Genomic DNA, 14,572 nt, shown 5'->3' with positions numbered 1-14,572 from the left:
GCGCAACATTGCGTAACTTACGTATGAAGATACGCACGCAGTGCGCCGTGGGGCGGGCATTGTCTCCTTGGCCTTGTTAGGCGTTACGGCATCCTAGAGGGTCAATTCCACGCACTCAATGAAGTCAATTGAAGTAAATGACAGCCTTCATTTCCGCGAATTGGGCGCGATAATGGCGCAGCCGCCGCGCCGTGCCGCGGCGTGCTTTTCTCCTTCGGGAAAACCATGAATGGCTGGATGCCCACGCTCTCGCGCAGCAGCGAACCCAAGTACCGCGCAATCGCTCACGCCTACGCGCAGGCCATTCATGGCGGCCAGATGCTGCCCGGAGAAAAGCTGCCTGCGCACCGGCTGCTCGCGAAGAAGCTCAATGTCACGACCGGCACGGTGAGCCGCGCGTATGCGGAGCTGGAGCGCGGCGGGATGGTGGTGGCGCGCGTGGGCGATGGCACCTACGTGGCCGAGCCCGACGCCGACGGCGTGCGTATGCAGGACCGTACGCGCCCCGCACCCGAATCCACCGAGCGGGCTGCGGCGACCACGCCGGGTGCACCGGGCGCTTATGCACCGGGGCGCCTGATCGATCTCGGCCAGAACGTGCCGATGCCGACCGACGAAGCCTTCCTGCTGACGCAGACCCTGCGCGAACTGGCCGCCGACGAGCGGCTGGCGGGCGAGCTGCTGCTGTACCAGCCCGAAGGCGGCCGCCGCTCGCACCGCGAGGCGGGGGCGCGCTGGCTCGCGCGCATGGGCTGCACGGTGGCCGCCGAGCGCGTGCTGGTCACGCAGGGCGCGCAGCACGGACTTGCCTGTGTGTTGCGCGCAGTGCTGCGTCCAGGCGACACGATTTTCGCCGAGGCCTTGAGCTATCCCGGTATCGTCGCGCTCGCGCGGCAGCTGCGGCTCAATCTCGTCGGCATCGAAATCGACGAGGAAGGCATCGTGCCCGCGGCGCTCGAGCGCGCGTGCGGCCTGCTCGCGCCGCGCGCGCTTTTTTGCGTGCCGACGCTGCACAACCCGACCACGGCCACGCTTTCCGAAGCGCGCCGCGCGATGATCGCCGAGATCGCCGTGCGCCATCACCTCGTCGTGATCGAGGATCTCGTGCCAGCCGCCCTGCTCGACGCCCCGCCCACGCCGCTCGCGGCGCGCCTGCCCGAGCATGGCATCGTGATCAGCAGTCTTTCGAAGGCGGTCGCGCCGGGCCTGCGCATTGGCTATGTGCAGGCGCCGCAGGACTGGGTCGGCAAGATTCTCGCGGTGATACGCAGCGATTGCTGGATGACGTCGCCGCTCGCCGCGGAGATTGCGGCGCGCTGGATCGTCGATGGCGAGATCGATCGCCTCGTCGCGCAGCAGCGCGCGCAGGTGGACGTGCGCCACGCGATCGCCGCCGAGGTGCTGGCGGACTGGACGTATCGCACCGACCCCGCAAGCCCGCATCTCTGGCTGCCGCTCGCCGAGCCGTGGCGTGCCGCCGAATTCTCGGCGGCGCTGCGTCAGGCCGGCGTGCTTGCGAAAACAGCGGACAGCTTCGTGATCGGGCGCGGCTCTGCACCGCACGCGGTGCGTTTGAGTCTGGGCGGCGCGCGCAGCCACGAGGCGCTGCGCGAGGGGCTGGAGTTGCTGGCGCGCACGCTGCGCAACGGGCCGGAAGGGTTGTATTCGGCGTGACGTCGCGCGGCGTAACGTTACGCGCGCTCACTCGGCGATAAACGAGACCGTACGCTTGCGCCGCTCATCGACCGAAAGCGAGAACACATCGGGCCGCGCATAGTGGCCCACCACATCGAAATCGTAGCGGGCGCGCGTGAGTTCTTCGGTGTCGATCTCCGCGACAATAAGGCCGGTTTCGCCGCGCAACGGCCCGGCCAGCACATCGCCAAGCGGCCCGACAATCAAGCTGCCGCCATTGATGAGCGGCCGGTTCTCGTCCCAGCCCGGCACCTCGACGCCAAGCGCCGCGGGCGAGGGCTGCACCTGGCATGCGCTGATCACGAAGCAGCGCCCTTCGTGCGCGATATGGCGCATGGAGCACTGCCAGATGTCGCGCTCGTCCACGGTGGGCGCACACCAGATCTGCACGCCTTTCGCGTACATCGCCGTGCGCAACAGCGGCATGTGGTTTTCCCAGCAGATCGCAGCGCCCGCTACGCCGGATTCCGTACGAACGGCCGGCAGCGTCGAGCCGTCGCCTTGCCCCCAGATGAGCCGTTCGGTGCCGGTGGGCATGAGCTTGCGGTGCTTCGCCACGAGCCCCTCACCCGGATTGAAGAACAGCGCGGTGCAATAGAGCGTGCTGCCATCGCGCTCGATCACGCCGAGCACGAGCGACGCGCCGCAACGCGTGGAAAGCTCGGCGAGCGCTTCGGTTTCCGCGCCCGGCACGTCGATCGCATTCTCGTAATAGCGCGCGAATGCCTCGCGGCCTTCGGGCAGGCGGTAGCCAAGGCGCGTGCCGAATATTTCGCCCTTCGGGTAACCGCCGAGCAACGCCTCGGGCATGACCACGAGCTTCGCGCCCGAGGCGCGGATCTGCGCTTCGAACGAGAGAATCTGTTCCAGCGTTTGCGCTTTGCCGGCGGCGGATGAACCGATCTGCAGCGCGGCGACTTTCGACTTGGCCATGATGGCGTGCTCCCAGGGGTTTGGACAGCTCACATCTTTCCACGGCGATAAAATCGCGAGAACGTATATCGATACTATGTGATATGAACCAGTTTGATATCGCAGGCGTGGACCTGAATCTGCTGAAGATCTTCGAGGCGCTGTTCGAGGAGGGCGGGGCAAGCCGCGCCGCGATACGCCTCGACATGACACAGTCCGCCGTGAGCGCCGCGCTCAGGCGCTTGCGCGCGCTCTATGCGGACACGCTCTTCGTGCGTACCGGGCGGGGGCTCGCGCCGACCTCGCGCGCGCAGGAACTCAAGCCTGTGATTAGCGAGGCGCTCGACCGTTGCCGCCATAGCCTTGCGATTGCCTCGCCCGACGCGACCACGTTTCATGGGCGCGCGGTGTCGATCGGGCTTTCCGACGACTTCGAGGTGGCCATTGGCCGGCGGATCATCGAAACGCTCGAAGCGAGCGCGCCGGGCCTGCGCATCATCTTTCGTCAGACGCACAGCCAGATCGTCGCCGACGCGCTCGCGAATCAGGACATGGATCTCGCCGTCGCGGCGGGCGGCTTCGCTTCGCGCGGGCTGAGCCACCGGGTGCTCGGCGAGGGCAGCTATGCGTGCCTCGTGGACGACGCTCCCCGCACCCCACGGCGCCTGACGCTTGCCGACTACGTGTCGAGAGGGCACATCCTGGTGTCGTCGGGCGGCGTGGTCGGGATCGTCGACGAAGGGCTCGCCGCGCGCGGCCTGAAGCGCAATGTCGTGGCCTCCACGACGCATTTCGCCGCGTTGCCTTTCCTGCTCAAGGGCACGCGCAGCGTCGCCACGATTCCGCGCCATGCGGCCGAAGCGATCGCGCGCGTGACGGGCCTGAAACTGCTTGCTTGCCCGATCGATCTGCCGCGCTATCCGGTGGAACTCGGGTGGCGCAACAGCTCGCTGCGCGACGCTGCCGTCGTCAAGGTTCAGGCCGCCATCATCGCGTGCTTTCCGGCTAAACACTGATCGACACCCAGGCGGCATTCGCGTTGAATGATCGGGCACGAGATTTGCCTCCAGCCAGTCTCTTAACGGAACGACGATAACAACGGACTCGACAAGGAGATTCTCCGCATGCGCGCAGTGCCTTTGCCAGATGGTTATACGATCGAGTCACATTTGCAGGAACCGCGCGATTTGCGCCGGGTGCCCATTCATCCCGACTACTGGTATCCGCTTGCCTGGTCGCGCGAACTCAAGCCTGGCAAGACGCTGGGTACGCATTTCGCCGGCGAGCCCATTGTGCTCTTTCGCACCGCGTCAGGCGCGGTGTACGCGCTCGAAGACCGCTGCGCGCATCGCCAGGTGCCGCTACATGCGGGGGTGGTGGACGGCGAGTCGCTTCGTTGCGGCTACCACGGCTGGACCTACGATTGTTCGGGCCAATGCGTGGACGTGCCGTACCTCGGCAGGGAGCGCTTGCCCAACGGCGTGCGCGCCTATCCGTGCCGCGAGGCGCACGGCATGATCTTTGTCTTTCCCGGCAATGCCACGCTTGCCGAAGCGCGTCCGCTGCCCGTGCTGGATTCGGTCACGGACAAGGCCTACAAGACGCGCCGCTTCGGCCGGGAAGTGAAGTGCCACTACTCGTTCATGCACGAGAATCTGATGGACATGAACCACCAGTTTCTCCACCGCCGCCAGATGGGCCAGATGCGGGCGCGCTCGCTCGGCCGGCGGCGCGGCGAGAAGTCCATCGAAGTGGATTACACGTTCGCGCGCATGGCGGGCAAGCAGCCCGCGGGCGAGGCGCTCGTGTTCGGCGCGAGCAAGAACCGCGCGGACCCGAGCGATCAGAGCGTGATGACTGTGCGCACGGAATATCCGTATCAAACGCTGAAGATCCGGTCGGGCGACGAGTCGCTCCTCATGGACCTGTGGATCGTGTATGTGCCGCTCGACGCGCAGCAGCGCACGAACCGGACCTTCGGACTCCTTTCGGTGAAGCGCCCCGCCGTGCCGTTCCTGCTCGACGCGGCGTGGCCGCTGCTGGTCTGGTTCACGGAGCGCATCTTCAAGGAAGACCGCACGATCGTGGAACTCGAACAGGCGGCGCACGACAACCAGGGCGCCGACTGGAATCACGAAGTCTTTCCCGTCATCAACGAATTGCGCGACCTGCTGCGCGAATGCGGCGAGCGCACCGTGATTCCCATTCGCGAGGTGAGCGAAGTGTGAGGCGCTCGCGTCAGGCGGTTTTGCTGGCGCGCGGCTTCGCGGGCGCTTTTTTCTTCGCCTTGCCCTGGTTGAATTCGATTGCCGCGCGAATGAGCGCCTTCAGTGCGCGCTTGTCGACCTTGTCGCCCTCGAGATAGTCGATGGCGCGCCGCGCGTTGCCCTCGAGCCCGGCGTTGAAGAGCTTGCTCGGGTCGGGCAGGCTCGCGCCGTACAGGAACGTGAGCTTGACCTTGCCTTTGTGCGCATTGCCCACGGCGATCATGCCGTCCCGATACCACACGGGGCTGCCCATGTATTTCCATTCCTCGACGATCGCCGGGTCGGCTTCGAGAATGGCCTCGCGCATGGCGGTGAAGGTGTCGCGGCGCCAGTCGGTGAGGTCCGCGATTAGCTGGTCAATACGTTCCGATGGGGTCATTCGCGCTCCGTGCCTTGCGTGGCTTCCCGTCGCCGGGCGATCAGGACCGTAATGTAGCACTCGGCAACCTCAGCTGACGTGCGCGCGGCCGGAGCTGGACGGGATTTGCGCTTCGGGCTCCATGAGGGAGATCGTGAAGAAGCTGCCCATGACAGCGGAAAGAATGATGAAGATCGATGCGGCATCGACAAGGAAGCCGAAATACCGGAACACGAGGAAGCAAACCGAAAGCGTCAACACGTTAAGCGTAACGCCAATGATGGCCGAAGCCTTCGGCACGGTGCGCATGAAGACGGCGAGGCGCGAATCGTTGCGCGGCACATACCAGATGAAGAACAGCCCGACCACGAGGATGAAAGCGCTCTCGCACCAGATCAGCCAGGCCGGGCGCTGCAGGAAACGGCCCTCGAAGATCGTCTCGATCACTTGCGCCTGAATTTCGATGCCGGGCACCAACTCGCCTAGCGCCGTCGTGCGCATGTCGGTCAGGCCCGTGCCGGTGAGGCCGACGAGAATCAGCTTGTTGCGGATGCGGTTCGCGTCGATCTTGCCTTGCAGCACGTCGCGTGCGGAAACATAGCGCTGCTGCGTGCGCGCAATCGAGGCGAAATGCAGCCAGATATCGCCGTCGGGTTGCGTGGGCACCCGCACATCCGCCACGCCCACGGCGCGCACGCCGGATGGGCCCGCGAACACCTCGATGGCGGGCGAGCCGGTGGCCACGCGCAGCATTTCAACGGGCAGGCTCGGCACGAGCTTGTCGCCAAGTCCCAGCACGAGCGGAATGCGCCGCACCGTGCCCTGCTCCTGCGCGACGTTGAGCATGGCCTGGCCGTGGGCCGCGCCTTGCAGTTCGGGCAGGCTTGCGAGCACGTAATTGAAGCGGTGAACGCTCGCGAGCGCGTCCGGGCCGTGCACGAGCACGGGGGCGCTCAGCATGTCGGTGCGCGTGGTGGAGGTCGCGTAGTCGAACGCGGCCGCACCGAGAATGGAAGGCGACGCGCGCAACGCGGTCTCAAGAATGCGCTCGTGGCTGGGCAGCGCGCGCAGTTGTGTGGCGAGCGCGGCCTCGGAGGCGGGCAGGTTGTCGGCCACGATGCCCGGCGAGGTTTGATCGGGTTCGGGCATGTAGATGTCAAGGCCGATCGCCAGCGGTTTGCCCGCCTCGATCGCATCGACGAGGCCGGCCAGGCGGTTGCGCGGCCAGGGCCATTGGCCGAAGGCTTCGAGCGTCTTGTCGTCGATCTCGACGATGGTCACCGGCTGCGCGGCGGGCACACGCGGAAAGCGGCGCTGATAGTGGTCGAAAAGAAGCTGGCGCGCCGAACCGAAGGTATCGGGCAACACATTGTCGAGTGTGTCGAGGAAGGCGGGGCGTACCACGTCGCCGGGCCATTCGCTGCACAGGTTGATGAACAAAAGCGTCACGAGCACCGCGAGCGCCCAAGGGCGCCCTTTGCGCGCCCGCATCATGCGTCTCAAGAATGCGATGCATGCGTTGCGGTAGCGTTTCATGGGGATGGGGGCTGACGATGAGCGCCGCGCATCGATACGGATTACTGAACGGTGATGACCGCGCGCCGGTTTGCCTGGTTGGGCACGCCGTCTGCAGTGTGGACGAGTGGCTCGCGTTTGCCCCGGCCGGCAATTTCGATTTGCTGCGCGGGTATGCCGGACTTGACCAGAAACGACGCTACGCTTTGCGCCCTGCGCATGGAAAGCTGGTCGTTGAACGCCTGCGAGCCCGCCATGTCGGTATGGCCGACCACCGTGAGGTGAGGGGCCGGCCACGTTGCCAGCACCTTCTTCAACTCGGCAACCGTGGCCGCGGACTCGGGTGCAAGTTGCGTGGCGGAGTCGAAAACGAAGTTGATCGTGAACGTGCGGGGGCGTGGCGGCTGGGCGGCCAGCAGATCGCCGTACTGCGCCTCCACGGCGGCCTTGTTATCGGCGGTTTCCGCGATGGCGCCGCCTTTCGAAACATCGGCGCGTGTGTAGGCCTTGTCGATGACTTGCGTCTTGCTGCCGCTATGCACGATCACGTTGCCGACGCTGCCGTCCGGATTCGGCAGCAGCGTGATCTTGTCGGGCGTGCTGCATGCAAAGAGGCACAAGCACAGCGTAAGGGCCATGTATCGCGCAAGCCAGTGCCCGGCGTTCATTGTCTTCAATGACCGTTCTCCCCGCTTCCCCCTACCTCGATGATGAATTCGGTGCCCCGCACGCCGAGCGTGGTGGTGGGCGTGCTGTAGCGCACGGCTTCCGGATTGGCCTTCGCGAGCTTGCCGTCGACCACGGCGAGCGAACCGCGCTTGATGCTCACGTCGAGCGCACCGTCGTAGGTGGTGGTGTTGAATGCGAACTTGTTGAGATCGAGAATGGAATTGGCGCCCTCGGTCAGCAGTGTGTTGTCGCGCAGCGTGATCCCAACGGCGGATGCGGGGCCGGTCGTGACACGGTCGCTCGCGAACACCTCGCTGCCGACCGCCACGCTGACCGGTTGGCTTGCGCGCTCGATTTGCACCGAGCCTTTGATCGTCTTGACTATGCCAATTGCATCGGCTGCGTGCGCGTCGAATGCTGGCGGGCACCCGCAGGCGAGAAGCAAGGCATATTGGATGGCTTGGCTGCGCACTGGCGATACCGTTTGGAGAAACGAACGTGAGGGATAGCGCCGGGCCTCTCGGGCACCTGGCGAGCATAGCGATCGAGCGCGGCCCGTTCCGTGCGCTAGCGTACATAGTGCAGTCGCGCTGAAGGTGCGCCAGAATCGGCAAATCGGGTCCGGCGCGCGCCCGACGAACAGCGCGCCCCGGCACTCACATCCATGCCGACACCGACCCACGCGAGACCGCACGGACTGGACCGACCGCATGCCGCAGCGCAGACATGGGCGCTCGCGGTGGCGCAACTCGTTTCGTGGGGGACGATCTACTACGCGTTCTCGCTTTTCGTCGTGCCCATGGAAAGCGCGTTGGGCTGGAGCCGCACGGCGACGAACGCTGCGCTCTCAACAGGTTTGCTGGTCTCGGGGTTTGCGGCCTACCCGGTCGGCACCCTGATCGACCGCGGCTATGGGCGGCGCGTCATGGCGGGCGGTACGCTGCTTGCATCGGCGATGCTCGTGCTGTGGGCGCAGGCGCGCAGTCTGCCGACGCTCTTTGCCGTGTGGTGCGGGTTGGGCGTAGCCATTGCGGCGACGCTCTACGACCCGGTGTTTGCCGTCGTGACGCGCGACTTCCCGCGCAGCTATGCAAGGAAAATCACGCTCATCACGCTTGTGGCGGGTTTCGCGAGCACGGTGTTCATTCCGCTCACGCAAGGCTTGATCGTCGCGTTCGGCTGGCGGGGCGCGTTGCTCGCGCTTGCGCTCGTCAATCTGCTTGTCTGCTTGCCGGTGCACGTATTTGCGATTCATCGCGGCGAGCCGGATGCGGACACCGCGACGCAGCAACGCGCCCGCGAAGTGAGCCGCACCTCGACGCGCAACGCCTTGCGCTCGCCCGTATTCTGGGCGCTGGCCGTTTGCTTCACGGCGTATTACTCCACCTTCGTCGCGCTCACCTTCCATCTGATCCCGTTGATGCACGAGCGTGACGTTGCGGGCGCAACGGTCATTGTCACCATGGCGGCGATCGGGCCGGCACAGGTGCTTGCGCGGGTCCTGTGGTTCGCCGTCGGCAGGCGCGCGCCACCGGGGCGTGTCGCCGTCGTGGTGACGACTGCGTTCCCGTGCTCCGTCGTGATCCTGATGGGTGCGGGGAAGTCCGCTGCGTGGCTGATGCTGTTCGCCGTCGTCTACGGCGGCGCCAACGGCATGATGACGATCCTGCGCGGGACGATCGTGCAGGCGCTGCTGGGAACCGAAGGCTACGGCGCGGTGAGCGGCCTGCTCTCGATGCCTGCAAACATCGCCAAAGGCATTGCGCCTATCGCGGGCGCAGCGATCTGGGCGATACGCGGCAGCTATGTACCGGTGGAGTGGGCCGTGCTGATCGTCTCGTTGATATCGATGGCGGCTTGTGTGGTTGCGGTGCGCATGGCCACGCCGCGCGTCGGCGATACAGAATCTGGCGCATCGGGTCGGCCGAGATAACGCGCGCCGCCACTAATGCCAACCCTGTTATCGGCTTATCGCGCTCGCGCGGAGCATGCCAGCATGCGCCTGGATTGCCACAAGCTCCGCGCGGCCCCTTCAGTGATCGTGCCTCACCTGCGCAATGACCGGCTGGCTTGCTTTGCGGCTCAGCATCAACGTGACCACCGCGGAAAGCGCGAGCGTCGCGCCAACGACGTACAAGCCGGCGGCATAACCCCCCGTCTGAGTTTTCAGCCAGCCAATCACGGCGGGCCCAACGAAGCCGCCGAGATTGCCGATCGAATTGATCATGGCGATTCCCGCCGCTGCTCCAGCGCCAGAGAGAAACATGCTGGGCATGGCCCAGAGCGGCGCCTTCGCGGCGCTGATGCCGATATTGACCACCACGAGCGCCAGCACGATCATCAGCGCGGTGCTGGCTTGCCCCGCGAAGATGAAGCCCACGCAAGCGAGCACGCAAGGGACGACGACGTGCCAGGTGCGCTCCGCCGTGCGGTCGGAGTGCCGCGCCCACAGAATCATCGCGACGACCGCCACGATGCTCGGAATGGCATTGAGCAGTCCGGTTTCGAGCGAACTGAAACCATATTGCCGGATGATGAGCGGCGCCCACAGCCCCAGCGTGTAAAGGCCTGCCGAGGTGCCGAAGTAGATCAGCGCGAGCGCCAGCACGCGCGGGTCGCGCAGGGCGCTCAGCGCGCCTGCCGTGTGGCCGGTGTGGTTCTCTCTCGCGCGCGCTTCCTCGGCGAGCTTCGCCATCAGCCAGTCGCGTTCTTGCGGCTTCAGCCAGCGCGCTTTGGCAGGCGCATCGGTGAGAACCTTCAGGACCACGAAACCCAGCAGCACGGCGGGAATTGCTTCGATCACGTAGAGCAGTTGCCAGTTGGCGAGCCCGAACGTGCGCGGCAATTGCATGAGCGCGCCTGAAATGGGCGAGCCGAGCGCAGTCGAGATCGGCGCGGCTGCCATGAACCATGCCGCGGCTGCCGCGCGTTGCTTGCCCGGAAACCAGAGGCTGAGATAGAGAATGATGCCGGGGAAGAAGCCCGCTTCCGCCACGCCCAGCAGAAAGCGCAGTACATAGAAGCTCGTGGGCCCGGTCACGAAAGCGGAGGCCGCCGAGACGATGCCCCACGTGACCATGACGCGCGCGATCCAGATGCGCGCGCCCACGCGGTGCAAGATCAGGTTCGAAGGCACTTCGAACAGAAAGTAGCCGATGAAGAAGAGCCCGCCGCCGAGACCAAACGCCGTGGGCGAAAGGCCGATCGCCTTATTCATCGTCATTGCCGCGAAGCCCACGTTGACCCGGTCGAGAAAGCTCACGAAGTAGAGCAGCATGACGAACGGGATGATGCGCCACATGAGTTTGCGCGTGACAATTGCTTCGGTATCCGAATTCATGTGTCTCCTCCTTGGAGGGTTGACGGAGGCGTGCGGGTATTTTTTGTGTTACGCCCCCGTGTCTGCTTGATTTGACGGCGCGGTAGCGCTCAGGCCTGCGTTCAGGCAGCGACGGCCGCCTTCTCGACGAGTTCGCACACCGCGGCCGTGACCTGTGCGGTGGTCGCCTTGCCGCCAAGGTCGCCGGTGTGCAGCGCGGGGTTGGCCGTCACGGTCTCGATAGCCTGCATCACATGAGCGGCGGCTTCGGTTTCGCCGAGGTGTTCGAGCAGCATCACGACCGACCAGAACGTGCCGATCGGATTGGCGAGCCCCTTGCCCATGATGTCGAAGGCGGAGCCGTGGATTGGCTCGAACATCGACGGGTAGCGGCGCTCGGGATCGATGTTGCCCGTAGGCGCAATGCCCAGGCTGCCCGCGAGCGCGGCGGCGAGGTCGCTGAGAATGTCGGCGTGCAGGTTGGTTGCGACGATCGTGTCGAGCGAGGCGGGACGGTTGACCATGCGCGCCGTGGCGGCGTCCACCAGCTCCTTGTCCCACTTCACGTCCGGGAATTCCTTCGAGACTTGCTGCGCAATCTCGTCCCACATGACCATGGCGTGGCGCTGCGCGTTGCTCTTGGTGATGACCGTGAGCAGCTTGCGGGGGCGCGACTGCGCGAGCCGGAACGCAAAACGCAGGATGCGTTCGACGCCGGCGCGCGTGAGGATCGAGACATCGGTTGCCGCTTCGAGCGGATGGCCCTGGTGCACGCGGCCGCCCACGCCCGAGTATTCGCCTTCGGAGTTTTCGCGCACGATCACCCAGTTGAGGTCCTCGGGCTTGCAGCGCTTCAAAGGCGCGTCGATGCCAGGCAGGATGCGCGTGGGGCGCACGTTCGCATACTGGTCGAAGCCCTGGCAGATCTTCAGGCGCAGGCCCCACAGTGTGATGTGATCGGGTACGTCGGGGTCGCCCGCGGAGCCGAACAGAATCGCGTCCTTGTTGCGAATGGCGTCGAGGCCATCAGCGGGCATCATCACGCCGTGCTGGCGGTAATAGTCGGCGCCCCAGTCGAAGTTCTCGAACTCGAACGCAAAGCGCTGCGTGGTTTTCGCAAGCGCTTCCAGCACCTCCTTGCCTGCGGGCACGACTTCCTTGCCGATGCCGTCGCCGGGAATGGTTGCGATGCGATAGGTCTTCATGTCTCGTTCCTTTGGAATGTGGCCAGTGTGGGTGCACTTTACCCAACTCCTGGTTCAAAAACCGGTGCTAGACTCAAAGCATCCTTAACCTGAATTCACAAGTGGCGACCGTGACCGACACCGTTCTGCCCGCCGATCTCGGCTTTTTTTCCACGCTCGCCTCATCGGGCAGCCTGAGCGCCGCCGCACGCGAACTGGGCCTCACGCCCGCTGCCGTGAGCAAGCGGCTCGCGCAAATGGAAGAGCGCGCCGGCGTGCCGCTCGTGAACCGCACGACGCGCCGCATGATGCTCACGCCCGAAGGCGAGGTGTACCTGGAGCATGCGCGGCGCATTCTCGACGAGATCGACGAACTGGGTGAACTGCTCGGTGGCTCGAAGAAGCACCCCAAGGGCTTGCTGCGCGTGAACGCCACGCTCGGCTTTGGGCGCAGCCACATCGGGCCTGCGCTTTCGCGTTTCGTCGCGCAGTATCCGCAGGTTTCCGTGCAGCTTCAGCTTTCGGTCATGCCGCCGCCGCTCACGGAAGATTCATACGATGTCTGCATCCGCTTTGGCGAGCCGCCGGATACGCGCGTGATCGCCCGGCGTCTCGCGGCGAACCGGCGTTTGCTCTGCGCTTCGCCCGCCTATCTCGCGAGCCGGGGCACGCCGGCTACGCCGCACGACCTCGCGAAGCACAACTGCATCAGCATTCGCCAGGGCGACGAAGCGTATGGCGTGTGGCGGCTTTCGAACGAGCGCGGCAATACGCGCAAATCGGAAGCCATCCGGATCAATGGCAACCTCACGACCAATGACGGCGAGATTGCGGTGAAGTGGGCGCTGGACGGGCACGGCATTCTGATGCGCGCGGAATGGGATATCAACGAATATCTCGCGGACGGGCGGCTCGTGGTCGTGCTGCCCGAGTATGAAACGCCGGGCGCGGACATCTACGCCGTGTATGCGCAGCGGCATCAGCTTTCCACGCGCATTCGGGCGTTTGTCGACTTTCTCGCCATTGAACTCAGCAAGTCGCAGCGATATCCAGTAGCCCGAAATACTTGATCTCGCCTTATCTCGCCACTGAGGCGATCACGGCGGCAAGGCGATGCGCAGCCGCTTTCATTTGAGCGCTGCTAAAGCCGCCAAAGCCGAGGATCAGCCCCGGGCGCGCCGTGCCCGCCGCGAACATGGGCGACGCCGCGCGCACCGCGACGCCCGCATCGGCGGCGAGCCGGACCACACGGTGATCGTCGAGTCCCGCTGCAAGCCAGAGCACGAGATGCATGCCCTGATCGCCGGGCTCGATCCACGCCAGATTCCGGGGCAATAGCGCTTCGAGGGTCTCGATCAGGCTGAGCCGCTGCTCCGCATAGACGTTGCGAACCTTGCGCACGTGCCGCGCCAGGTGCCCCTCGGTCATGAAGGCGGCCAGAACGTGTTGATCGGCAGTGGGCGGATGGCGGTCTACGAGTACGCGCGCGCCGCAGAACGCATCGACGAGATTGGGCGGCACGACGACATAGCCCAGCCGCAGTGATGGAAAGAGGATCTTGCTGAAGGTGCCGAGATACACCACGCGATCCGGCGCGAGGCCCTGCAGTGCCGGAAACGGATAGCCCTCGTAGCGCAACTCGCTGTCATAGTCGTCCTCGACGATCCACGCGTGGGCCGAGCGCGCCCACGCGAGCAACGCCGCGCGCCGCGCCATGCTCAGCGGCATGCCGAGCGGATATTGATGCGAAGGCGTGACGAATGCCACGCGCGCTTTCGGCGCCATGCGTATGCCCGCCTCGACGTCGAGACCTTCGGCATCTACGGGCACGCGGACCATGGCGTCGCGGAAGGGAAGGCTCTCCAGAATGGCGGTGACGCCACGGTAGGCCGGGTTCTCGACCCATGCCTGGTCTCGCGGCCCGAGCAGCACCTGGCTGGCGAGAAAGAGGCCCTGCTGGGTGCCGCTCGTCACGATGACCTGATCCGCATCGCATCGCACCGAGCGGGACTTGCGCACATAGTCGGCGATGGCTTCGCGCAGCGCCCGCGCGCCAAGCGGATCGGCATAACCGGTTGGCGAGGCCGGACCGCGCGCGCGCAAGCGGTTGCCGAGCCGGCGCCAGATATCGCCGGGCGCGGTCAGGCCCGTTGGCACCGAAATGGCAAACGGCACCGGAGGAAGCGGCTTGAACTCGCGTCCGATTCTGGCGAACGCTTCGGCGCGTTCCGGCAGCCCGGCTTCTTCCGCGTGGCGCGAAGCTGCGCGGGGCTCGCGAGCGGGCGGCGGCTCGGCCAGCGCGAGCGCCACGCGCGTGCCGGCTCCCGCTTTCGATTCCAGGAAGCCTTCGGCGATCAATTGCTCGTATGCCTCGACCACGGTGCCGCGCGCGATCTGGAGCGAAGCGGCGAGCGCGCGCGTGGAAGGCAACGCGTCGGCGGGCCTCAAGTCCCCTTTGCGCACCGCTTCGCGCAGCGCCTCGGCCACCTGGCGGCTGAGATTGCCGGCCTCACGGTCCAGCGTGCCGAACGATGGCATTTCCGCGGCCTGCGCTGTTCTCGGCATGATTCTGGTTCACTGGAATTTAAATAAACTGGATCTATAGAATAAACCACTTTTGGGGCAGACTTGGGTGTGTGGCAGCGCCGGCCAC

The 14,572-nt window shown here is 65.5% G+C and carries 13 protein-coding genes; 5 read left to right on the top strand and 8 right to left on the bottom strand.

Features of this window, described 5'->3' with window-relative positions:
* Nucleotides 1–225: 225 nt before the first annotated feature.
* The gene (locus U5A57_RS02925) at nt 226–1,674 is read left to right on the top strand and encodes a PLP-dependent aminotransferase family protein (RefSeq protein WP_321908035.1); all 1,449 of its coding nucleotides are present in this window, start codon (nt 226–228) and stop codon (nt 1,672–1,674) included.
* A 27-nt stretch (nt 1,675–1,701) separates the two neighbouring features.
* On the opposite strand, the gene U5A57_RS02920 is transcribed toward U5A57_RS02925, so the two are convergent.
* Entirely contained in the window at nt 1,702–2,628 is a 927-nt protein-coding gene (locus U5A57_RS02920) for a carbon-nitrogen hydrolase family protein (protein ID WP_321908033.1), read from the bottom strand.
* 83 nt (nt 2,629–2,711) lie between these two features.
* Here U5A57_RS02920 and U5A57_RS02915 point away from each other — a divergent pair, with 83 nt between their 5' ends.
* Complete coding sequence (locus U5A57_RS02915; protein WP_321908031.1) at nt 2,712–3,623, top strand: LysR family transcriptional regulator; 912 nt, start codon at nt 2,712–2,714, stop codon at nt 3,621–3,623.
* 108 nt (nt 3,624–3,731) lie between these two features.
* Nucleotides 3,732–4,835: an aromatic ring-hydroxylating dioxygenase subunit alpha gene (locus U5A57_RS02910; RefSeq protein WP_321908030.1), complete on the top strand. Its 1,104-nt coding sequence runs from the start codon at nt 3,732–3,734 to the stop codon at nt 4,833–4,835.
* A gap of 10 nt (nt 4,836–4,845) precedes the next feature.
* Here the strand turns inward: U5A57_RS02910 and U5A57_RS02905 are convergent, their stop codons facing one another.
* The 4 genes from U5A57_RS02905 to U5A57_RS02890 form a co-directional block, all read right to left on the bottom strand.
* Entirely contained in the window at nt 4,846–5,253 is a 408-nt protein-coding gene (locus U5A57_RS02905; protein ID WP_321908027.1) for a DUF1801 domain-containing protein, read from the bottom strand.
* A gap of 69 nt (nt 5,254–5,322) precedes the next feature.
* Nucleotides 5,323–6,726 carry a CHASE2 domain-containing protein gene (locus tag U5A57_RS02900; RefSeq protein ID WP_321908573.1) on the bottom strand — a complete coding sequence of 468 codons (1,404 nt, stop codon included), beginning with the start codon at nt 6,724–6,726 and terminating at the stop codon, nt 5,323–5,325.
* A gap of 83 nt (nt 6,727–6,809) precedes the next feature.
* Nucleotides 6,810–7,415 (bottom strand): OmpA family protein, encoded by a 606-nt coding sequence (locus U5A57_RS02895; RefSeq protein WP_321908571.1) that lies wholly within the window; start codon nt 7,413–7,415, stop codon nt 6,810–6,812.
* A gap of 5 nt (nt 7,416–7,420) precedes the next feature.
* Nucleotides 7,421–7,777, bottom strand: a complete 357-nt coding sequence (locus U5A57_RS02890; RefSeq protein ID WP_321908026.1) for a FecR domain-containing protein — start codon at nt 7,775–7,777, stop codon at nt 7,421–7,423.
* A gap of 303 nt (nt 7,778–8,080) precedes the next feature.
* On the opposite strand from U5A57_RS02890, the gene U5A57_RS02885 reads away from it, so the two are divergent.
* Nucleotides 8,081–9,349, top strand: coding sequence for an MFS transporter (locus tag U5A57_RS02885; protein ID WP_321908025.1), 1,269 nt, complete (start codon nt 8,081–8,083; stop codon nt 9,347–9,349).
* 99 nt (nt 9,350–9,448) lie between these two features.
* On the opposite strand, the gene U5A57_RS02880 is transcribed toward U5A57_RS02885, so the two are convergent.
* Both U5A57_RS02880 and U5A57_RS02875 read right to left on the bottom strand, forming a co-directional pair.
* Nucleotides 9,449–10,756, bottom strand: a complete 1,308-nt coding sequence (locus U5A57_RS02880; protein ID WP_321908024.1) for an MFS transporter — start codon at nt 10,754–10,756, stop codon at nt 9,449–9,451.
* A gap of 101 nt (nt 10,757–10,857) precedes the next feature.
* Nucleotides 10,858–11,940, bottom strand: a complete 1,083-nt coding sequence (locus tag U5A57_RS02875; RefSeq protein WP_321908022.1) for a tartrate dehydrogenase — start codon at nt 11,938–11,940, stop codon at nt 10,858–10,860.
* 110 nt (nt 11,941–12,050) lie between these two features.
* Here U5A57_RS02875 and U5A57_RS02870 point away from each other — a divergent pair, with 110 nt between their 5' ends.
* On the top strand, nt 12,051–12,989 hold the full coding sequence (locus U5A57_RS02870; protein ID WP_321908019.1) for a LysR family transcriptional regulator: 939 nt from the start codon (nt 12,051–12,053) through the stop codon (nt 12,987–12,989).
* A gap of 7 nt (nt 12,990–12,996) precedes the next feature.
* Here U5A57_RS02870 and U5A57_RS02865 read toward each other — a convergent pair whose 3' ends face one another.
* Complete coding sequence (locus U5A57_RS02865) at nt 12,997–14,484, bottom strand: PLP-dependent aminotransferase family protein (RefSeq protein WP_321908017.1); 1,488 nt, start codon at nt 14,482–14,484, stop codon at nt 12,997–12,999.
* Nucleotides 14,485–14,572 lie beyond the last annotated feature (88 nt).

It is taken from the genome of Paraburkholderia sp. J11-2, assembly GCF_905220185.1.
Classification (GTDB): Bacteria; Pseudomonadota; Gammaproteobacteria; order Burkholderiales; family Burkholderiaceae; genus Paraburkholderia.
The sequence above is the reverse complement of the archived record's forward strand: the minus strand, read 5'-3'. Positions and strand labels throughout refer to the sequence as shown.